The sequence below is a fragment of the Ornithinimicrobium carbonis genome (assembly GCF_050703245.1).
GTDB lineage: Bacteria > Actinomycetota > Actinomycetes > Actinomycetales > Dermatophilaceae > Ornithinicoccus.
Genome location: NZ_CP192647.1, coordinates 1,161,199 through 1,180,823, shown reverse-complemented (window position 1 = coordinate 1,180,823; position 19,625 = coordinate 1,161,199). Strand labels below are relative to the sequence as shown.

Annotated in this window: 23 protein-coding genes; 12 read left to right on the top strand and 11 right to left on the bottom strand. The window is 72.7% G+C overall.

The genetic code is table 11. The features are described 5' to 3' along the window. Nucleotides 1-39 precede the first annotated feature (39 nt). Nucleotides 40-1,386, bottom strand: coding sequence for an APC family permease (locus tag ACQ95T_RS05980; RefSeq protein WP_431473645.1), 1,347 nt, complete (start codon nt 1,384-1,386; stop codon nt 40-42). Nucleotides 1,387-1,648: 262 nt separating this feature from the next. Here ACQ95T_RS05980 and ACQ95T_RS05975 point away from each other — a divergent pair, with 262 nt between their 5' ends. Together ACQ95T_RS05975 and ACQ95T_RS05970 are read left to right on the top strand one after the other, a co-directional pair. Next, nucleotides 1,649-2,497, top strand: a complete 849-nt coding sequence (locus ACQ95T_RS05975; protein WP_431473644.1) for an MsnO8 family LLM class oxidoreductase — start codon at nt 1,649-1,651, stop codon at nt 2,495-2,497. 415 nt (nt 2,498-2,912) lie between these two features. Beyond that, entirely contained in the window at nt 2,913-3,605 is a 693-nt protein-coding gene (locus ACQ95T_RS05970; RefSeq protein WP_425940209.1) for a YceI family protein, read from the top strand. A 160-nt stretch (nt 3,606-3,765) separates the two neighbouring features. On the opposite strand, the gene ACQ95T_RS05965 is transcribed toward ACQ95T_RS05970, so the two are convergent. From ACQ95T_RS05965 to ACQ95T_RS05945, 5 genes are all read right to left on the bottom strand, one after another. Then, nucleotides 3,766-4,881 carry a TerC family protein gene (locus tag ACQ95T_RS05965; RefSeq protein WP_425940207.1) on the bottom strand — a complete coding sequence of 372 codons (1,116 nt, stop codon included), beginning with the start codon at nt 4,879-4,881 and terminating at the stop codon, nt 3,766-3,768. 224 nt (nt 4,882-5,105) lie between these two features. Beyond that, complete coding sequence (locus tag ACQ95T_RS05960) at nt 5,106-6,767, bottom strand: SLC13 family permease (protein WP_425940205.1); 1,662 nt, start codon at nt 6,765-6,767, stop codon at nt 5,106-5,108. Between the two features lie 38 nt (nt 6,768-6,805). Further along, a complete protein-coding gene (locus ACQ95T_RS05955) occupies nt 6,806-7,372 on the bottom strand; it encodes a hypothetical protein (protein ID WP_431473643.1) in 567 nt (188 codons plus the stop codon). Beyond that, nucleotides 7,366-7,929, bottom strand: coding sequence for an MFS transporter (locus tag ACQ95T_RS05950; protein WP_431473642.1), 564 nt, complete (start codon nt 7,927-7,929; stop codon nt 7,366-7,368). The genes ACQ95T_RS05955 and ACQ95T_RS05950 overlap by 7 nt, the downstream gene beginning before the upstream one ends. A gap of 105 nt (nt 7,930-8,034) precedes the next feature. After that, complete coding sequence (locus ACQ95T_RS05945) at nt 8,035-8,430, bottom strand: ArsR/SmtB family transcription factor (protein ID WP_425940201.1); 396 nt, start codon at nt 8,428-8,430, stop codon at nt 8,035-8,037. 63 nt (nt 8,431-8,493) lie between these two features. Here ACQ95T_RS05945 and ACQ95T_RS05940 point away from each other — a divergent pair, with 63 nt between their 5' ends. From ACQ95T_RS05940 to ACQ95T_RS05920, 5 genes are all read left to right on the top strand, one after another. Beyond that, entirely contained in the window at nt 8,494-9,603 is a 1,110-nt protein-coding gene (locus ACQ95T_RS05940) for a permease (RefSeq protein WP_425940199.1), read from the top strand. 37 nt (nt 9,604-9,640) lie between these two features. Further along, nucleotides 9,641-9,910, top strand: coding sequence for an SHOCT domain-containing protein (locus tag ACQ95T_RS05935; RefSeq protein ID WP_425940198.1), 270 nt, complete (start codon nt 9,641-9,643; stop codon nt 9,908-9,910). Then, complete coding sequence (locus ACQ95T_RS05930; protein WP_425940196.1) at nt 9,907-11,508, top strand: multicopper oxidase family protein; 1,602 nt, start codon at nt 9,907-9,909, stop codon at nt 11,506-11,508. The genes ACQ95T_RS05935 and ACQ95T_RS05930 overlap by 4 nt, the downstream gene beginning before the upstream one ends. Nucleotides 11,509-11,554: 46 nt before the next feature. After that, a complete protein-coding gene (locus tag ACQ95T_RS05925; RefSeq protein WP_425940194.1) occupies nt 11,555-11,872 on the top strand; it encodes an SHOCT domain-containing protein in 318 nt (105 codons plus the stop codon). Between the two features lie 80 nt (nt 11,873-11,952). Then, entirely contained in the window at nt 11,953-12,570 is a 618-nt protein-coding gene (locus ACQ95T_RS05920; protein ID WP_425940192.1) for a DUF305 domain-containing protein, read from the top strand. 155 nt (nt 12,571-12,725) lie between these two features. Here the strand turns inward: ACQ95T_RS05920 and ACQ95T_RS05915 are convergent, their stop codons facing one another. Next, a complete protein-coding gene (locus ACQ95T_RS05915) occupies nt 12,726-13,511 on the bottom strand; it encodes a B3/B4 domain-containing protein (RefSeq protein ID WP_431473641.1) in 786 nt (261 codons plus the stop codon). Next, complete coding sequence (locus ACQ95T_RS05910; protein WP_425940188.1) at nt 13,508-14,110, bottom strand: helix-turn-helix domain-containing protein; 603 nt, start codon at nt 14,108-14,110, stop codon at nt 13,508-13,510. The genes ACQ95T_RS05915 and ACQ95T_RS05910 overlap by 4 nt, the downstream gene beginning before the upstream one ends. 175 nt (nt 14,111-14,285) lie before the next feature. On the opposite strand from ACQ95T_RS05910, the gene ACQ95T_RS05905 reads away from it, so the two are divergent. Next, on the top strand, nt 14,286-15,131 hold the full coding sequence (locus tag ACQ95T_RS05905) for an NAD(P)H-binding protein (protein WP_431473640.1): 846 nt from the start codon (nt 14,286-14,288) through the stop codon (nt 15,129-15,131). Next, nucleotides 15,074-15,325, top strand: coding sequence for a hypothetical protein (locus ACQ95T_RS05900; protein WP_431473639.1), 252 nt, complete (start codon nt 15,074-15,076; stop codon nt 15,323-15,325). The genes ACQ95T_RS05905 and ACQ95T_RS05900 overlap by 58 nt, the downstream gene beginning before the upstream one ends. Nucleotides 15,326-15,455: 130 nt before the next feature. Here ACQ95T_RS05900 and ACQ95T_RS05895 read toward each other — a convergent pair whose 3' ends face one another. Beyond that, entirely contained in the window at nt 15,456-16,328 is an 873-nt protein-coding gene (locus tag ACQ95T_RS05895; RefSeq protein ID WP_425940184.1) for a hypothetical protein, read from the bottom strand. Nucleotides 16,329-16,396: 68 nt separating this feature from the next. On the opposite strand from ACQ95T_RS05895, the gene fdxA reads away from it, so the two are divergent. Next, nucleotides 16,397-16,738 (top strand): ferredoxin, encoded by a 342-nt coding sequence (gene fdxA / locus ACQ95T_RS05890; RefSeq protein WP_425940182.1) that lies wholly within the window; start codon nt 16,397-16,399, stop codon nt 16,736-16,738. A gap of 13 nt (nt 16,739-16,751) precedes the next feature. On the opposite strand, the gene ACQ95T_RS05885 is transcribed toward fdxA, so the two are convergent. Then, on the bottom strand, nt 16,752-17,438 hold the full coding sequence (locus ACQ95T_RS05885; RefSeq protein ID WP_425940180.1) for a helix-turn-helix transcriptional regulator: 687 nt from the start codon (nt 17,436-17,438) through the stop codon (nt 16,752-16,754). Nucleotides 17,439-17,703: 265 nt separating this feature from the next. Continuing rightward, nucleotides 17,704-17,907 (bottom strand): cold-shock protein, encoded by a 204-nt coding sequence (locus ACQ95T_RS05880; RefSeq protein ID WP_425940178.1) that lies wholly within the window; start codon nt 17,905-17,907, stop codon nt 17,704-17,706. Nucleotides 17,908-18,200: 293 nt separating this feature from the next. On the opposite strand from ACQ95T_RS05880, the gene ACQ95T_RS05875 reads away from it, so the two are divergent. Continuing rightward, entirely contained in the window at nt 18,201-18,581 is a 381-nt protein-coding gene (locus ACQ95T_RS05875; RefSeq protein ID WP_425940176.1) for a pyridoxamine 5'-phosphate oxidase family protein, read from the top strand. Between the two features lie 444 nt (nt 18,582-19,025). Then, nucleotides 19,026-19,595, top strand: coding sequence for an NADPH-dependent FMN reductase (locus ACQ95T_RS05870; protein ID WP_425941008.1), 570 nt, complete (start codon nt 19,026-19,028; stop codon nt 19,593-19,595). Nucleotides 19,596-19,625: the final 30 nt, after the last annotated feature.

Here is a 19,625-nt window from a genome sequence, read left to right as displayed (position 1 = left end):
CGGGAGGCAGCAGGACGAGGAGGGGGCGGGCGACCCTGTTCAGGCGACCCGCAGCCGGACCGCCCGCACGAGGAGACCGCTGCCAAGGACCGCGGTCCCCACCAGCACCGCCATGACCGGCAGGGTCAGCACGAGGACGACGCAGCCCAGGGCACCCACGGCCTGCAGGACCCGCGGGAAGCGGCGGTGCTCCCCGTCCTGGGTCCACGCGGAGACGTTGGCGACCAGGTAGTAGAGCAGGACACCGAAGGAGGAGAAGCCGATCGCCCCGCGCAGGTCGACGGTCAGGACCAGCAGGACGACGACGACGGCCAGCGCGACCTCCGCGCGGTGGGGCACGTGGTGACGCGGGTGCACGGCGGACAGCCACCGGGGCAGGTCGTCCTGCCGGGCCATCGCCAGCGTGGTCCGGCCGATGCCGGCGATGAGCGCCAGCAGCGCGCGAGCGAGCGAGGCGGCGGCCCCGCCGATGCGCACCACGACCCCGGCCCGGTCCCAGGTGCTCGCGGCGACGACGTCCGCCAACGGGGCGGCCGAACCCGCCGTCCCCTCCGCGCCCAGGACCGCGAGGAGGGTGACAGCGACCGCGGCGTAGACGAGCACCGCCCCGCCCAGGGCGAGCTGGATGGCCCGGGGGATCGTCCGGGCGGGGTCGCGCACCTCCTCCCCCATCGTGGCGATGCGGGCGTAGCCGGCGAAGGCGAAGAAGAGCAGGCCGGCCGACTGGAGGATCCCGTACCAGGACAGGCCGCCCCCCGCACCCAGGCCGGTCGCCCCGTCCACCCCGGTCGCGCCGCCCACCCCGGTCGCGCCGCCACCGTCCGACCCGGCCCCCACCCCGGGGGCTGTGCCGGTCGGCAGGACCCTGGTCCAGTCCGGGTCGCCCCCGACCAGCCCGGCGAGCACCACCACGCCGAGCGCCGTCAGCACGACCGTGACGATGATCCGGGTCAGGCCGGCGGTCCGGGTCACGCCGTGGTAGTTGACCGCCGCCAGCGCCACCACCGCCGCCGCGGCGACGGGTCGCTCCCAGCCCGGCGGCGCGGCATACGCCGCGAAGGTCAGCGCCATCGCGGCGCAGCTGGCGGTCTTGCCGATGACGAAGCCCCACCCGGCGGCGAAGCCCCACCAGTCGCCGAGCCGTTCGCGGCCGTAGACGTAGGTGCCGCCGGACGTCGGGTACTGGGCGGCGAGCTGGGCCGAGGAGGTGGCGTTGGCGTAGGCGACGAGCGCGGCGAGGGCCAGCCCCACGAGCAGTCCGGCACCGGCCGCCTGGGCAGCGGGGGCGAAGGCGGCGAACACCCCCGCGCCGATCATGGAGCCCAGGCCGATGACGACCGCGTCCCTCGTGCCCAGCCGTCGGGCCAGCGTCGGTCGGGTGCTCACCGGCTGCTCCTGGGGGGGGTGACGTGGGCCCGGGCGCACGGCTCCATCCTGGCACGCTCCTAGACTGTGGACATGTCACCCACCGCCCTGTCCGTGCTCGACCTGCTGCCCGTCCGCTCCGGGCAGTCCACCGCTCAGGCCCTCGACGCGGCCCGTTCGCTCGCCGTCGTGGCCGACCGCGGCGGGGTGACCCGCTACTGGCTGGCCGAGCACCACAACACGATGTCGGTGGCCTCGACCAGCCCACCGGGCGGCGGTCGGGATGCTGGCTGCGGCGACGGAGCGGATGCGGGTCGGCTCCGGCGGGGTGATGCTGCCCAACCACGCCCCGCTGGCGGTGGCGGAGCAGTTCGCGCTGCTGGAGGCGGCATACCCCGGTCGGATCGACCTCGGGATCGGGCGGGCCCCCGGGACCGACCCCGTGACCAGCTGGGCCCTGCGCGCGGGGCAGTCGGACGCCGATGCGGTGCAGCGGTTCCCGGAGTACGTCCAGCAGGTGATGGCGTTCATGGACCCCGAGGGCGCCGCCGTGCAGATCGGGCAGCGCCAGCACGCGATCCGCGCGACGCCGCTGGCCCGCACGGCCCCGCCGGTGTGGCTGCTGGGCTCCTCCGACTACTCGGCGCGGCTGGCGGCCGAGCTCGGGCTGCCCTACGTCTTCGCCCACCACTTCGCCGGGCGCGGGACGGCCGCGGCGCTGGAGCTCTACCGGTCCGGCTTCGCCGGCCCCGGCGAGCCGCGGACCTTCCTCACCGTCAACGCCGTGGTCGCCGACTCCCGCGAGGAGGCCGAGCGGCTGGCGCTGCCGTTCCACCTGATGATGGCCAGCCTGCAGGCGCCGGGCCCGCTGCGGATGCGGCCGCTGCTGACGGTGGACGAGGCGCTCGAGGAGCCGCTGCCGATCCCGCAGCCGGCCTTCGACGCCGTCACCGACCCCTGGCTGCTCGGCACCGCCGACGAGGTGGCCGACCAGGTGCGGGAGCTCGCCGGGCAGTTCGGCGTGGACGAGGTCATGGTCCAGCCGGTGGCGGGCGCGTATGCCGCCGAGCAGCTGGACCGGGACGTGCACCGTGAGCGCACGGTGGGTGATCTGGCGGCGCGCCTGGTCTGAGCCGGGCAGCGTGATCCACCTGCCCCGCAGCGTGGCTGCCCCCCCTCCCCCCCCCGGTACCGCGGGATCCCGGGCCCGCAGCATGGCTGACCCCCTCGGCGCAGCGGGATCCACGGGTCCCGCAGCCTCGTGGTCGCACGAGCGCACGAGTTGTTCCGAAGGATCCAGGGCGAGCCCAGGATTCCGGCCGAACAACCCGTGCACTCGTTCGGCTCGCTTCCCGCTGCTGGCTTCCCGCAGACAGGGTTCGGCGAGCGCCCGGGGACAGTGCAGCGTGCGGCCCAAACGGGGCAGCAGGCGGCGGACGTGGGCGGGTGCGTGGCGGTAGGAGGTCGACGATAGTTGACTTGTCACATAATATCCCGCTACCGTTGAGGCGAATCCCCGCACCACCCGATCTTCAAGGAGCTCCCCCATGGGTCTGTTCGACTGGTTCAAGAAGTCCGACACCGCCGCCTCGACGTCGTCGTCCTCGTCTCCGTCCACGACCACGGCCCCCGCCGTGACCTCCTCGGCGCCGGCCACCGAGTCCTCCGTCCCGGCCGCCCCGGCGAGCGAGACGCCGGCCGCCGCCCAGCTCGACGGCACCTGGACGCTCGACCCGAGCCACAGCAGCCTGGGCTTCGTCGCCCGGCACGCGATGGTGACCAACGTGCGCGGCACCTTCGACGAGTTCCAGGGCAGCGGCGTGGTCGACACCACCGACCTGTCCGGCTCCCACGCCACCGTGGTCATGAAGGCCGCGAGCATCAACACCGGCTCCGAGGACCGCGACGCCCACCTGCGGTCGGCCGACTTCTTCGACGTCGAGACCTACCCCGAGGTGCGCTACACCACGACCTCCGTCGAGCGCGTCGACGAGGAGACCTTCCGCCTCGACGGTGAGCTGACGATCAAGGACGTCACCCGTCCCCTGTCGATCGAGCTCACCTCCACCGGCCTGGCCCAGGACCCCTTCGGCAACCTGCGCGCCGGCTTCGAGGGTGAGACCAGCATCAACCGCAAGGACTGGGGCCTGGTGTGGAACGCCGCCCTGGAGACCGGTGGCGTCCTGGTCAGCGAGAAGATCAAGCTCGTCCTCGACATCTCCGCGATCAAGTCCGTCTGACGGAACGACCGGCCGCGCCCCCCGCGCGCGGCCAGGCTCGCCGGATCGCCGGCCACGAAACGGGTGGGGCTCTGTGGAGCCCCACCCGTTCGTCATGTCCCGGTCGTCATGAGCGTTCGTCGTGTGCCGGTCGTCATGAGCGTTCGTCGTGTCCCGGTCCTCATGAGCGCGTCGGCGGGCGGCGGGGCCCGGTGGCCTGGGAGCGGAGGTCCTCCCCCGTCGGCACGTCCTGGTGCTCCTCGGCCGTCGCGGTGCCCAGGTGCGCCAGGTGTGCCGACCGCTCGGGATCTCCGCCGCGCCGGGTGGCGTAGAGGCTCGTGGCGGTGACGAGCGCGAGGACCCCGACGATGACGAGCAGCGAGGCCAGGGTCGGCACCTCGGGCACGCCGGGCCAGATGCCGTGCGCCCAGTGCAGGACGAGCTTGACGCCGATGAAGCCGAGGATGGCCGCCAGGCCGTAGCCCAGGTGGACGAGCTTGCTGAGGGCGCCCTGGAGCACGAAGTACAGGGCGCGCAGGCCCAGGAGCGCGAACGCGTTGGTCGCGAAGACGAGGAACGGGTCGCCGGTGATGCCGTAGACGGCCGGCACCGAGTCCACCGCGAAGACGATGTCGGTGGCGAAGATGGCCACCACCACCACCGCCAGCGGCGTGAGCGCGCGACGCCCGCCCTCGCGGACGACCAGCCGGGTGCCGCGGTAGTCCTCGGTGACGGGGACGAACCGCCGAAGCAGGCGCACCGAGCGCATCGAGGAGACGTCCAGGTCGTGGTTGCCACCTCTGAGCTGGTCGCGGAGCACCTTGACGGCGGTCGCCAGCAGGATGGCCCCGAACAGCAGGAACGCCCAGGTGAAGTTGGCCAGCACGGCCGCGCCGAGGGCGATGAAGATCGCCCGCAGCACCAGGGCCGCGGCAATACCGAAGAGCAGGACCCGCTGCTGCAGCTCCTTGGGCACGGCGAAAGCTGCCAGCAGGAGCATGAAGACGAACAGGTTGTCCACGGACAACGACTTCTCGACCAGGTAGCCGGTGAGGTACTCCAGCCCGGTGGTGGAGCCGAAGCGGGTCCAGACGTAGGCACCGAACGCCAGCGGCAGCGCGATGTAGAAGACGCTCCAGCCCACCGCCTCCCGCATCGAGACCTCGTGCGGCTTGCGCGTCAGGGCGAAGTCCAGCGCGAGCAGCGCCAGGACGGCCGTCACGGTCACGGCCCACAGACCGGGCGTGGCGACGGTGGAGATGGCCGACGGGGCGTCGGCAGCAGCGATGAAGAGCATGGGGCGGGGGCCTCTCGGTCAGATCAGGACGATCGGATCGAGGTCTCCTTCACCCGGGCCACGGGCCGCCGTCCGAGACGCGTGCGCGTCGTAGTGACCGGAACGGCGCTGGGAAGTACTCCCCTCGCTGACGACGATGGTAGGGCATGCGCGACCTGGAGCACATCGCGCACCTGCGGACAGCCGGGCGCCAACCCGTCAGCGAACCATCGGGACGGCCCCCGTCAGTAGACGATCGAAAAGACCCAGACCGCCAGGGTCATCACCGTGATCGTCACCAGGACGATGCCGATGAGGTTGAGCCACAGGCCGCCCTTCATCATCTGCGGAATCGTCACGTAGCCGGAGCCGAACGCGATCGCGTTGGGTGGGGTGGCCACCGGCAGCATGAACGCGCAGGTCGCGGCGAGCGCGACCGGGATGACGAGCAGCATCGGGTCGACGCCGATGCCCAGGGCGACGCCGCCGGCGACCGGCAGGAAGGTCGCCGCGGTCGCGGTGTTGCTCGTGAGCTCGGTCAGGAAGATGATCCCGGCGGCGAAGACGACCACGAGCAGCACGACCGGCAGCCCGCCGAGACCCTCGGCCTGGGTGCCGATCCACTCGGTCAGGCCGGAGTCGCCGAACTGCGCCGAGAGCGCCAGGCCGCCGCCGAAGAGGAGCAGCACGCCCCAGGGCAGCTGGACCGCGCTCTCCCAGTCGAGGAGCCGGACACCGCGGGCGGCGCCCGCGGGCAGCAGGAAGAGCAGCAGCGCCACGGCCATCGCGATGCCGGCGTCGCTGATCGGGGGCTCGTCCCAGATGAGCGGGACGGTCACCCAGGCGAGCGCGGCGAGAATGAACAGGCCCAGCACCCGGATCTCTCCCTGGGACATGCCACCGAGCTTGGCGACCTCCTCGTCCATCAGCTTTCGCCCGCCGGGGATCTCGTCGATCTCGGGCTTGAAGAGCACCTTGGTCAGCAGGAACCAGCAGATCACCAGGAAGATCACCGCGAGCGGGACCCCGACCAGCATCCACTGGCCGAAGCCGATGGTGATGTCGTGGTTCTCGGCGAGGTAGCCCACCATCAGCGTGTTGGGCGGGGTGCCGATGATCGTGCCGAGGGAGCCGATCGAGGCGGCGTAGGCGATGCCGAGCATGAGCGCGGTGCCGAAGTTGGACTCGATGACGGCGTCCTTGACCGCCTTCGACTGCAGGTCGGGCTCGCCGTCGGCGTCGACGGGGACGTCCGTGCCCGCGCCCCGCTCGGCTCCCTCGCCGGCGACCGCCGGAGCACCGACCTTCTCGCCGAGCGTCGTCACGAGCATGAGCACCGAGACGCCGATCGGCAGCATCATCACGGCCGTGGCCGTGTTGGAGACCCACATCGACAGGAAGCCCGTGGCGATCATGAACCCGGCCACCACCATCGCCGGGTTGGTCCCCATCGCCCGCACCGTGACCAGGGCGATGCGCCGGTGCAGGTTCCAGCGCTGCATGGCCAGCGCCAGCATGAAGCCGCCCATGAACAGGAAGATGATGTTGTTGCCGTAGGACGCGCCGACGTCGTTGACGCTGGCCTCCCCCAGGACCGGGAACACCACCAGGGGCACGAGCGCGGTCGCCGGGATGGGCAGCGCCTCGGTCATCCACCAGATGCCCATGAGCACGGCGACCGCCGCGGTGAGCTTGGCGGGGTGGGCGACGTCGCCCATGAGCAGGTAGATGATGACGGCGGCGACCAGTCCGGCCGCCAACCCGCCCCAGCGGACCTTGTTGGCCCGGGGCTCCAGCCCGGGGTCCCGCTCGCCCGGGGACTGCTGCTCGATCTCGGCGCCGCGCTCCGGATCGGGGTCGAACCTGCGCAGATGGTCGCCGGGAACCGGCGGTGGCTGGTGGCTCATGGTGGGATCCTCTCCCCCTCGTCGCGGACCGGTCGTGCTCACGCTACCGCCGGACGCCCCACCAGCAACCGGAGAACCACCAGGGACAGGACGACGGACACGGCGACGAAGCCGACCACCCCCGTCCAGCCCCGGGCCTCGAAGGCCAGCCCGCCGGCCCACCCGAGGAGGCTGGAGCCGCCGTAGTAGGAGAGGTTGTAGAGCCCGGTCGACTGCGCCCGCGCCGTCACCGCCCGCGCACCCGCCCACCCCGAGGCCACCGAGTGCGCCCCGAAGAACCCGGCCGTCATCACCAGCAGGCCCAGCAGCACCAGCCACAACGGACCGCCCAAAGTGACCAGCAGGCCGGCGAGCATGACGAGCACGGAGGCGACGAGCACGGCATACCTCCCGTGGCGCGCCGCGAGCGCCCCCGCCCGCGGTGCCGAGACCGTGCCCGCCAGGTAGGCCAGGAAGACGAGCCCGACCGCCCACGCCGGCAGCAGGTAGGGCGCGGCCACCAGCCGGAACGCCAGGTAGTTGTAGACGGCGACGAACCCGCCCATGAGCAGGAAGGCGACCAGGTACAGGCCCAGCAGGGCCCGGTCCTGCAAGTTCGTCAGCACCCGCCGGGTGCGGTCGAGGAACGTCTCGCCGCGGACGCGGACGAACCGACGCTCGCGCGGCGCCGCAGCACGAACCCGACCGCGGCGACCGCCGCCATCGCCGACACGGTCGTCATCCCCATCCGCCAGGACGTCAGGTCCGCGACGGGGGTGGCCACGAGGCGGCCGATCAGACCGCCGACCGTCGTCCCGCCGACGAACCAGCCGGCGGCGACCGCTGCCGACCGCGCGTCGACCTCGTCGTTGAGGTAGGCCATCGCCAGCGCCGGCACGCCACCCAGGAACGCCCCCTCCAGCAGCCGCATGAGCAGGACCAGCTCGAAGGTCGGCGCCCACGCGGACGCCAGGCCGAGGACCGTCGCGCCGACGACCGCGGCGACCATGGCGCGCAGGCGGCCGTACCGGTCCCCCACGAAGGACCACGGCACGACCGCGAGCGCCAGCCCCAGCGTGGCGGCGGAGACGGCGAGCGCGGCCCGGTCGGCGGTGGTGCCCAGGTCGGTGGCGATCTGGGGCAGCACGCCCTGGGGCGAGTAGAGCTGGGCGAAGGTGGCCACCCCCGCCAGGACGACGGGGCGGCGAGCAGACGTCGGTATGCCGTGCTGCCGCGGGCGTGCCCGGGGTGCCCGGGCGTCGGGGGGTGGGGTCGGATCACCGAGGACCTACCCGGTCGCGGCCGGGGCGGGGTCGAGGAGCTGCTGGAGGGACTCGAAGGCGGTCGGCTCGATGACGTACCAGGTCTGTCGGCCGTCCCGGGTGCGGGTGAGGAAGCCCGTGTCGTGCAGGACCCCCAGGTGGTGGGAGACGGTCGGTTGGCTCAGGCCCAGGTGGTCGGCGAGGTCCTTGGTGGTGGTGCGGGCGCCGGCGCTGGTGCGGATCCGGCCGAGGATGCGCAGCCGCACCGGGTCGCCCAGCGTCCGCAGGGTCCGGGCGAGCAGCTCGGCGTCCGGGCCGTCGAGCTCTCCGGCGAGGACCGGGGAGCAGCAGAGGTCCCGCAGCCGCGCAGCCGGGTCCGGAACGTCCTCGGCGTCCGGCCGGCTCGCGGAATGAGTTGACACGGATCCACCTTTCATAGACAGTCATCTAATCATTAGATAGACATCTATGCAAAGGAGCTCCCGATGTCCATCCCGTCCTCCCATCTTCTCCTGCGGGTCCTCGAGCGGGTCACCGACACGGTCGAGGCCACCTGGCCGTACCTGGTCATCAGCGTCCTGCTGGCCTCGGCGATCCAGGTCTACGTCGGCACCGACCGCCTCGGCGGGTGGCTGCGGAGCAGCACCCCGGTCGCGGTGCTGGGCGCCGTGGCGCTGGGTGCGCTCACCCCCTTCTGCTCGTGCGGCACCATGGCCGTGGTCCTGGGGTCGCTGGTCGCGTCGGTCCCCTGGGCACCGGTCGTGGCGTTCCTGGCGTCCTCCCCGCTGACCAGCCCCGGTGAGTACGCCTGGTCGGTCGGGCTCTTCGGGCCGGGCTTCGCCACGACGTTCCTCCTCGCCGCGGTCGGCGTGGGGCTGCTGGGCGGCGGCGCGGCCTGGGTGCTGGAGCGGCACGGCTGGCTGGCCGGCCAGGCGAGGGTCGCTCCCGCGCCGGTACGCACAGAGCTGCCGGCTCAGGAGCCCGCCCGGGTGGCGGAGCACGGGCGGGAGGCCGAGCCCGCACGGGTGGCGGAGCACGCACGGGTGGCCGAGCCCGCGCTGGCGACAGCCGGCGGAGGGTGCGGGGCAGCAGGCGCGCCGACGGGCGCGACGGCATACCTCCCCGAGGGTGGTGACCCGCAGAGCTGCGGCGTCGACGAGGTCGCTGCGGCCCCACGCTGGGACCGGCACCGGGAGTTCGCGCGCGTCGTGCTCGCCAACGGTCGGCGGCTGACGGTCTACTTCCTGGCGTTCGCGACCCTGGGTTACTTGCTGATCGAGCTGGTGCCGTCGTCGGTCTTCGAGCAGCACCTGGGCGACGGCAACGCGCTGACCGCCGTGCCGCTGGCCGCCCTCCTTGGCGTGCCGGTCTACCTCAACACCGACGGCTCCCTGCCGCTGGTCGCCTCTCTGATGGACGGTGGCATGGGGGTGGGTCCGGCGCTGGCGTTCCTCGTCACCGGCGCCGGCACGAGCGTCGGGGCGGTGACCGGGATGCTGGTCGTGGCCCGCTGGCGGGTGGTCGCGCTCGTGGTCGGCACGCTGCTGGTCTCCGCGTGCCTCACCGGGTGGCTGGCGCCGCTGTGGCTGACCTGACCGGTGCCCGACAGACCGTCAGGAGCATGATGGAACCATGATCTGGTTCTGGACCGCGCTCCTCGTGGTGGGTCTGGCCCTGCTGGCGTACACGCTGGTGAGGGTGCTGGCCGGTGGAGCCGCCGACCGCCCTGCCGGTCACGGATCGCCGGGCGGGCAGGACCGGGGGGACGTCACCCGTGCCGGGCTGCCGGCCACGTCCCGGGCGCGGGCGATCCTGGACGAGCGCTACGCCACCGGAGAGCTCACCACGGAGGAGTACGAGCACCGTCGGGCCGTGCTGGCCCGGGGGGAGGGCGGGTCGTGAGGCCGATCAGTCGCCGCACCGCGCTGACCATGGGTGGCCTGGGGGTGGTGAGTTCCGTCGTGGGCGGGACGGGACTGTGGCGCGAGCTGTCCGGACCCGGTGGTGACGGGATCCTGAAGGGTGCCGTCAGCGGTGGCGGTGGCGCCGACGAGCTGGTGGAGCCCGAGGTGCTGGCCAGCAGCGACGGTCGGCTGGAGGTGACGCTGCAGGCGCGGTTCGGCACGCACGAGGTCGCCGGCCAGTCGGCCAGGACGATGGGCTACAACGGTGGCGTGCCGGGCCCGACGCTGCGGCTGCGGCCCGGGGACCTGCTGCGGATCGAGCTGGACAACGAGCTGGACCACGTCACCAACCTGCACGTGCACGGGCTGCACGTCACTCCCGAGGGGATGGGTGACGACGTCTTCGTGGAGGTCGGTCCTGGGGAGAGTCACCAGTACGAGTACCGGCTGCCCGAGGACCACCCGCCGGGCGTGTACTGGTACCACCCCCATCACCACGGCACCGTGGCCGACCAGCTGTTCGCCGGGCTCTACGGGGCCATCGTCGTGACCGAGGAGGAGGACGACCCGCCGGCCGTCGACCGGGAGCGGATCCTGGTCATCTCCGACATCACCCTGGCCGACGACGGGTCCGTGGTGGGCCCCTCGATGCCGGAGCGGATGATGGGCCGCGAGGGTGAGCTGGTCCTGGTGGACGGCCAGCTCGAGCCCCTGCTGCGCGGACGGGCCGGCGAGCGGGAGCGCTGGAGGGTCGTCAACGTCTGCTCCTCGCGCTACCTGTCGCTGCGCCTGGTGGGCCAGGACGTCACGGTGGTGGGCCGGGACGTGGGCCGCCTGTCCGCGCCCGTCGCCCTGGAGGAGGTCGTGCTGGCCCCCGGCAACCGGATGGACCTGCTGGTCGACCTGGCGCAGGGCGGGGCCGAGCTGGTCGCCGTGCCCGTGGACCGGGGCCAGATGATGGGCGGGATGATGGGCGGCGGCGCCGGCCCCGAGGACGCCGAACGGGTCCTGGCGCGCCTGGAGGTCGGGCGGGGCGGCGGGTCGAGCGCCGGTGGGTCCGGCAGCGGCACCGCCGGTGGGGCTCCTGGTCCCGACGGACCGCTGGCAGACCTGCGCGAGGCCCGCGTCGACCGGCGCCGGGAGCTGACCATGGAGATGTCCATGGGCGGGATGATGGGTCCGGGCATGGGTGACGAGGAGCGGGGTCCGGGCATGGGTGGCGGGGGCCGGGGCCCGGGCGGCGGAGGTCGCGGTGGCGGACCCGGCGGGATGATGGACTTCACCATCGACGGGCGGTCCTTCGACGTCGACCGCGTCGACCAGGAGGTCCGGCTGGGCACCGTGGAGGAGTGGACGATCGGCAACGTCGGTCCCCTGGACCACCCGTTCCACCTGCACGTGTGGCCGATGCAGGTCATGGACGTGGACGGACGCCGCCCCCCGGACCCGCTGTGGCTGGACGTGGTGAACGTCCCCGCCGAGGGCAGCGTCACCGTGCGGATCAGGTTCGCCGACTTCGGCGGGCGGACCGTGTACCACTGCCACATCCTCGACCACGAGGACCTCGGGATGATGGGCACGATCCTCGTCGAGTGACCCTGCCGATCAACAGCTGATCCGACCACCACCGGAAGGAGACATCATGTACGGCGACGGATGGGGCATGGGTATGGGCATGGGCTGGATGTGGCTCGTGTGGCTCCTGGTCATCATCGCCGTCGTCGCCCTCGTGGCGCTGCTGGTCCGCTCCGTCGGCGACCGGGCCCGCACGCGTGGGCCGGTCGAGCAGCCACCCCCGCAGCCACCCCCGCAGCCACCGGCGCACGAGGCCGACGAGGCGAGCGCCTCCGGCGGGGGGTCCGCGGCGCGCCGGATCCTCGACGAGTGCTACGCCCGCGGCGAGATCGACGAGCAGGACTACCAGGAACGACGCCGACGCCTCGCCGAGCCCGACGACTGAGAGCGACCTAGCCTGACGGTGCACCCGCTGAGGCGCACCCCTGACCGCACCACCGGTGACCCCCCTGAGGAAGGACCCGCATGTCCACCCCGCACGAGCAGCACGACCAGTCCCACGAGTCCTCACCCCACGAGCAGTCCGACCAGTCCCACGAGCAGTCCGCGCAGGACCAGCACAAGAAGCACGAGCGCAAGATGTACCTCATCTTCGCCGCGATGATCACCACCTCGACGGTGACGATGTTCCTGCTGACCTACACCAACACGTGGACCTGGGCGCACGTGACGTTCAGCGAGATGCGGGTGTACATGGCCCTCATCATGGGCTCGGCCATGGCCATCATCATGCTGGCGTTCATGTGGGGAATGATGTACAAGAACGTCGCGGTCAACCTCGCCATCATGGCGGGTGCGCTCGTCCTGGGCCTGACCGCGCTGTGGCTGGCCCGCTCGCAGACCTTCGTCGACGACCAGGCCTACATGGACGGGATGATCCCCCACCACTCGATCGCCATCCTCACCAGCGAGCGTGCCGACATCGACGACGTGCGCGTGCGCGAGCTGGCCGACGAGATCATCGAGGCCCAGCGCAAGGAGATCGCCGAGATGAAGTGGCTCGTCGACGACATCGAGGAGAACGGCGTCGTGACCTCCTCGGAGGAGGCCGAGCAGCGCCCGGTGCCCGAGCTCACCCCCTGACGCTCACCGAGGAAGGTGTCGTCCAGTTTGCCCGGATGCCACGGAGCGTGACCTGCGGAAACGTCGTGAGGGCCTGTGCAAACCGGACGAGACCTCAGCGCAGACCGCAGGAGCCCTGAGCACGCACCGCCGCAACGAGACACCAGCACACCGCATCAGACCTCAGCACGCACCGCCGCAACAAGACACCAGCACACCGGACGGACCTCGCCCAGACCCGACGAAGCCTCAACCGGCGCCCAGCAGCCGCCGCCAGCTGCGGACCGCCGAGCCCTCGGCCAGGTGCCCCACGAGGTCGTCGGCCGCGGCGGTGAGCGCGTCGTCGTCCATCGGGCCGAGCGCGTCGAGGATGAAGAGCGCCGTGGTCGTCGGCCGTCGTGCAGCTGGGTGCGGCGGGCCTGACGCCAGTTCCACCGTCGGCAGGTCACGCCGGCGTCGTCGGTCCACACGACCTCGCCGGGCTCGGGATGCTCCACCACCGCCTCCCCCTCCGCCGTCGCGTCGAACGGCTCGGTCCCCGTCGCCCGCAGCAGCCGGGGCGGACCGGCGTACCGGTCCAGGTCCTCCCCGCCCAGCGGCAGCTGGTGCAGCACCGACACCGCGTTGTAGACGTCCGTCAGCCGGTTGACCCGCGGCAGACCCTGGGGCGCGCGACGGGTCAGCGCCTCCAGGCTGTTGCGGGTGCGCTGGGGCTTGGCCCCGAAGGCGCGGTAGGCCTCGCGCCACGCCGCCACGTGCGGCAGCGCGTCGACCGGGGTGTGCTCGAGCAGCCCCCGGGCGTGCTCCTCGGCGGCGACGAGCAGTGCCTCGCTGCCGCTGTCCCCGGCCGCGGGGACGATCCCGTCGACGACGACGAGCAGGGCGCGGTAGTCCGGCAACAGCGCGAGCACCTCATCGGTGACGGATGCGCGGGCGAGCAGGTCCTCGGCGGTGGGGGTCAACGGGTGCCTCCTGGGGTGGTGGGGCCGACCCCCGGTTCGAGGACGGCCAGGGAGAAGCGGGCGGGTATGTCGTGCACGTTGCGGTAGGCGTGCGGGAGGTCGCCGCGAAAGGTCGCGGCGTCACCGGTCGCGAGTTCGTGGGTGGTGCCGTCGACCTCGAGCAGGACCTGGCCGTCGAGCACGTGCAGCAGCTCGGTGGTCCCGGCGGCGTGGGCCTCGGTCGCGTGGACGTCGCCCGGCGCGAGGGTCCAGTCCCATAGCTCCAGCACGTCTGGCGGCCGGGTTCCGGCGACCAGGACGCCGCGGCCCCCGTGCTCCCCGGTCCACAGGGTCGCCCCCTCGCCGGCACGGGTGAGTGCGACGTCCGCGCGGCCGTGCGGCGGCTCGACGAGGGTCGGCAGGCCGAGTCCGAGGGCGTCGGCCAGCCGGAGCAGCGTGCCGACGCTGGGGTTGGCCGCGCCCTGCTCGACGTTGACGACCATCCGCCGGCTCAGCCCGGACGCGTCGGCGAGCCGGTCCAGCGTCCAGCGCCGGTCCTGCCGCTCGCGGCGCACCCGGGCGCCGACGGCGACGGCGAGCTCGGCGGCCTGTTCGTCCATGAAGTGCAGCATAGTGCACTAGTTCGTGCACTCACGCGGAGCCAGGGGCGCTACGCGACACCTTGCTCGCCCCTGCCGGCGCCGCGGCCGCGGGTGCCCGGGCTGGTGCGCTGAGCCATACTGACGCCTGACCGTTCGGGAGGCTCGAAGGGATGGGACACGCATGAAGGTTCTGGTGACCGGCGCGACCGGCTACGTCGGCGGGCGGCTCGTGCCGCGGCTGCTCGACGAGGGGCACGAGGTGCGCACCACGACGCACGACCCGTCCAAGGAGGGGCCGTGGTTCTCCGACCGGGTCGAGACCGTGGAGATGGACATCAAGGACGCCGACCAGGTCGACGCGGCGATCGAGGGGGTCGATGCGGTCTACTACCTCATCCACGGGATGGGCGGGGGCGACGACTTCGCGCAGAAGGACCGCGAGGCCGCCCAGCACGTGGCCCGGGCTCTGACGAAGCACGGCACCGAACGCGTGGTCTACCTGTCCGGGATCGTGCCGCCGGTCGACGAGGACGAGCTCAGCGAGCACATCAGCTCCCGGCTGCAGGTGGAGGAGATCCTCAGCTCCACCCCCGCGACCGCGATCACCCTGCGGGCGGCCGTCCTCATGGGCAGCGGGTCCACCTCCTTCGAGATCATCCGTCAGGTCAGCGAGCGCATGCCGCTGCAGACCGTGCCGACGTGGATGAACTCCGACGTCCAGCCGATCGCCGTCGTCGACGCCATCGAGGCGCTCGTGGGGGCGCTGTCGGCCGAGGTGGGCACCCGCAGCTACGACATCGGCGGGCCCGACCGCGTGCCGTACGCCGAGCTGCTGGACCGGTACGCCCCGTCGCGGGCCTGGAGCGCCCCCAGGTGGAGGTGCCCTTCCTGCCCACCGACCTCGTGGGGACCCTGGCCGGCAGCCTCACCGACGTGCCCACGCCCACCGTGGAGGCCCTGGTCGAGAGCCTGCACCACGACATGGTCTGCGCCGAGGAGGACTTCCGCCGCGACCTGCTGCCGGAGGGGTATGCGTTGATGGGGTTGGACGAGTCCGTGCGCCGCTCGCTGGGCGACCCGCGCGAGGAGTCCGCCGCCGATCCGGCCACGGCCGACCCGATGGGGCCGATGCCGCAGGATCCCTCGTGGGCGGCCGGGGGCAAGGACCAGCCGCTGCTGGCCCGGGCGATGGACACCGTCCAGGGGGTCGTGGACCGGGTGAGGCCCGAGTAGAGGTCAGCAAGCCCGGGCCAGGCGCTCGGGGCAGGGGCCTCCGGTCAGGAAGCGCCCGGATCAGGGACTACCGATCAGGGCCTCCCGACCAGCGACTACCGACCAGGGCCTCCCGGCCAGGGCCTGGCGGTCAGGAGGCGGCGGCCACGCGGGTCGGTTGCAGCTCCTGCAGCGCCGCGAGGCCGGTGCGGGCACCGGTCCGGTCGACGAGCGCGATCGGGCCGGGCCGCCCTTCCTCGACCCAGCGCTGCTGCCACCGCTCCAGGAGGTGGTAGGCCCCGTCCGACAGCGGCTCCCGGGCCGGCGAGACGACGTACCCCCACTCGCGGCGGGGGTCGCCGGTGCAGGGCGCGAGGTCGTCCACGAGGACCCTCGGCAGCAGCCGGCGCAGGACCTCGGGATCGCCGATGTCGCGGCCCTCGAGCCAGTAGGACCGCAGCAGCAGGGCCAGCACCTGCGGGCCGCGGCCCAGCTCGACCCCCTCGGCGTAGGCGGCGGCGACCGGCCGCGGGTGCGGCAGGACGGCGGGGACGTCGTCGGGGATCTCCTCACCGTCGAGGGCGACCTCCCGGACCTCCGCCAGCTCCCGGCGCAGCTCCTCGCGCACCGGACCGGGCGTGCGCAACCCGGCCAGCGGCACGGAGGTCGAGGGACGCACCGCCCACCACAGGGGCCCGCCGTCGGGATGGTCGGAGTCGTGGGAGCCGTCCGCGCCCGGCGACGTCTGCGCCACCTGCGCCGCCCGGGCGCCCAGCCTCAGGTGGGCCAGGTAGGCCCACGGCGAGGTCAGGTCGGCGAGCAGGAGCGCCGGACCGCCGGCCGTTCCCACCGGGATCTCGTGGCGGGGCGCCCTGTCGGCGGAGGTCCGCAGGTGGCCCACCGGGCGGACGGGGCGCCCCGCTGACCGGCCGAAGGCGGGGAAGGAGGGCCGGGGGCTCCGGGGCATCGTGTTGTGCCGACGGTGGAAGACGTGGGTGGGGGCGACCCGCTGCTGGTTCTTCATGATGTATTTCTACTAGAGTTATCGTGTAAAAGGAAGCGGGTGCCCCCGCCCGAGCGAAGGAGTCCGTCATGACCTACGTCATCGCCCAGCCGTGCATCGACGTCGTCGACCGCGCCTGTGTCGAGGAGTGCCCCGTCGACTGCATCTACGAGGGTGAGCGGGCGCTCTACATCCATCCCGACGAGTGCGTGGACTGCGGTGCCTGCGAGCCGGTGTGCCCGGTCGAGGCCATCTACTACGAGGACGACCTACCGGCGGAGTTCACGCCATACTTGAAGGACAACGCCGACTTCTTCTTCGAGCAGCTGCCGGGCCGGGAGGAGCCGATCGGCTCCCCCGGTGGCGCCGCGGCCGTCGGGGCGCTCGGCCTGGACACGCCGCTGGTGGCCGCCAGCCCGCCGCAGGCCTGAGCGACCCCGAAGGTCAGGCGCGGGTGTCGGCGCCTGCCGGCGAGAGGTGGGCCAGGCACAGGGACGGGGTGACGAAGGGCTCGAGCCGTTCGACCGTCCCGGCCTCCCCGAGCACTCCCTCGATGAGCCCCAGGTGCACCGAGCAGGGCAGCGTGCGGTCCTGCCGCGACAGCGCGAGGAAGGGGCAGTGGTGCACCCGCAGGACGGCGCCTCCTGGGCCGTCGTCCACCTCCGGGGCGAACCCCTCGTCCTGCTGCACCACGACGAGCCGGTCCAGGGCCGCCTCCCACGACCATCCGTCCGTCTCCGTCGGGACGGCCCTCCCGAGGCGCCCCCGGCCCCAGGCTCGCCCGGACTCCCGGGCGGCCGCGGCCGGGTCCGCGGTCGACCCCGCCAGCGCGTCGCCCAGGACCGTGGCGATGAGGGCGTAGTTGTCCCGCGCCTCGTCCGGCTCCCGACGGGCGACGTAGGTCAGCGGCGGCCGCCCGGGACCGGTCGCCGCGCTGCTCGTCCGGTCCACCAGACCGTCGGCGACGAGCCGGTCGAGGTGGAAGCGGACGGTGTTCTCGTGCAGGCCGGTCGCGGCCGCCAGGTCCCGAATGCCACGACCATGCCGGGAGGCACGCAGCGCCTGGAGGATGTCCGAGCGCCGGGCCCCGGCGCGGCCCCTGGCCCGGTCGATCGGCTCATCGGTCGGCATTTTCCCAGCATACGCAGGGGAAAAACGCGCCCTCACCGCCCTCGGCGGTCCTGCTCCTGCTTCTGAGGTCGAGGCCGAGGAACCTGGCCAGCGAGCCCAGGTCGGCCCGGACGGCCTCGCGCGCGGACAGCTCGATCATCGTCGGCCGGGCCGAGCCCCCGGCAGAGCGGTCAGAGGGTCCGCCCCCACCCCGGGCCGGCCGGAGACAGCAGGAAGCCCCGCGCAGATCGCGCGGGGCTTCCTGGTGCATGCGGTCGTGGTCAGCTCAGAGGGACCGGACCTGCTCCGCCTGCGGGCCCTTGGGGCCCTGCGTGACGTCGAACTCGACCTTCTGACCCTCCTGGAGCTCACGGTAACCCGAGCTCTCGATGGCCGAGTAGTGCACGAACACGTCCGCGCCTCCGCCGTCCTGCTCGATGAAGCCGAAGCCCTTCTCGGAGTTGAACCACTTCACGGTGCCTGTAGCCACTGGTGCTGCCTCAATCTTGATCGCTTGTCGGGGCCCACGTGTGCGCGCCTCCGGACCCCCGCAAACGTCCACGAAGAGGAGCTCCGACCCACCTGGGGCACGAAGACCTCGCAGGACGTTGGTACGACGGGTCGATATGACGCTAGCACGGCGAGGGCCAGAACGCCGAGGCGCACCTTCTGGACACGCCGAGGTGCGCCCGGTGGAAAACCTCTCAGGACGCCCCCGGCCGGACCCGCACCCCTCCCGGACCGACCCCCGCACGCGCCTTCCCGCGGTGGCACAGTGGGCCCATGAGCATCGTCGTCGATCTGGACCAGCTGGCCACCGCCCTGGCGGACCACCCGTACGGCTACCTGCTGACGACCTCCGGCGGCGCCGTCAAGGCCGTCACGGTCACCGCGCACGTCGTGGGCGGGCACGTCCTGGTTCCGGTGCCCAGCAACGGCAGCGCCCGCAACCTCGCGGACAACCCGGCGGCGACGCTGCTGTTCCCGCCGGCCGAGCCGCGAGGATATTCGCTCATCGTCGACGGCACCGCGGTCAGCACGGACGACGGCTTCCGGCTCGAGCCGTCCCGGGCCGTCCTGCACCGCCCGGCCGACCACGCCGGGGCCGGAGGAGCACCGCATACGCACGACGGAGGCTGCGGGCACGACTGCCGTCCCGTCTGAGCCCCGAAGGCACCCGGCTCCCAGATCCGCGCCGCCGCCTGGCCCACCGCCCTCGCTTGCGGGCCGGGGCGACTCCGCTGGCGGGCGCGGCGCGACTGGTGTTCCCTTGACGGACACCGCCCACCAGCCGAAGGAGAAGCACATGGGACTCATCTCAGGACTGCTCAGCCGTGCGACCGGGGGGTCCCGCCGCGGCACCCGCGCCGCAGGAGTCGGCCGTGGCACCGCGCCCGGCGGAACGGCCGGCCGGTCCGGGGTCGGCGGACTCCTGGGCCGCCTCGTCGGGGGTCGGCGCCGACTCTGACCCACCCGCGCAGCGCCCCTCCGGACTCCGGAGGGGCGTTGCGCTGGCCATGAGGCTGACGATCGCGCGACCAGCCCGATCTCTGTCAGGCTGAGGGTGCGTCCCGGCACCGGGGCGCACCCCCCCAGCACCAGGAGGTCATCGTGACGTACAACGTCGGCTACTTCATCGGCAGCCTGTCCTCGGAGTCCATCAACCGGACCCTCTGCGAGGCGCTCATCAAGGTCGCGCCCAAGGACCTGCACTTCACCGAGATCCGCATCGACGACCTGCCCCTGTACAACCGCGACCTCGACTCCGACTACCCGGACGAGGCCGTGGCGATGAAGGAGGCCATCGCGGCCTCGGACGCGGTCCTGTTCGTCACGCCGGAGTACAACCGCTCCATCCCCGGTGCGCTGATGAACGCCATCGACTGGGCCTCACGCCCCTACGGTGAGAACTCCTTCGACCACGTCCCGGCGGCCGTGATCGGCGCCTCCCCCGGCGGCATCGGCACCGCGGTGGCGCAGCAGGGGCTGCGCGGGGTCCTCAGCTTCTGCAACGCACGGCAGATGACGGCCCCCGAGGCCTACATCCAGTTCAACCCCGAGGCCTACGGCGAGGACGGGGAGGTCAAGGACCCGGAGCTGGAGAAGATCCTCACCGACTTCATGCAGGAGTTCCGCGACCACGTCCAGCGGGTGCTGACGGTGCTGCCTCGACGCTGATCGAGGCCCGCACCCGCCCGCACCATCAGG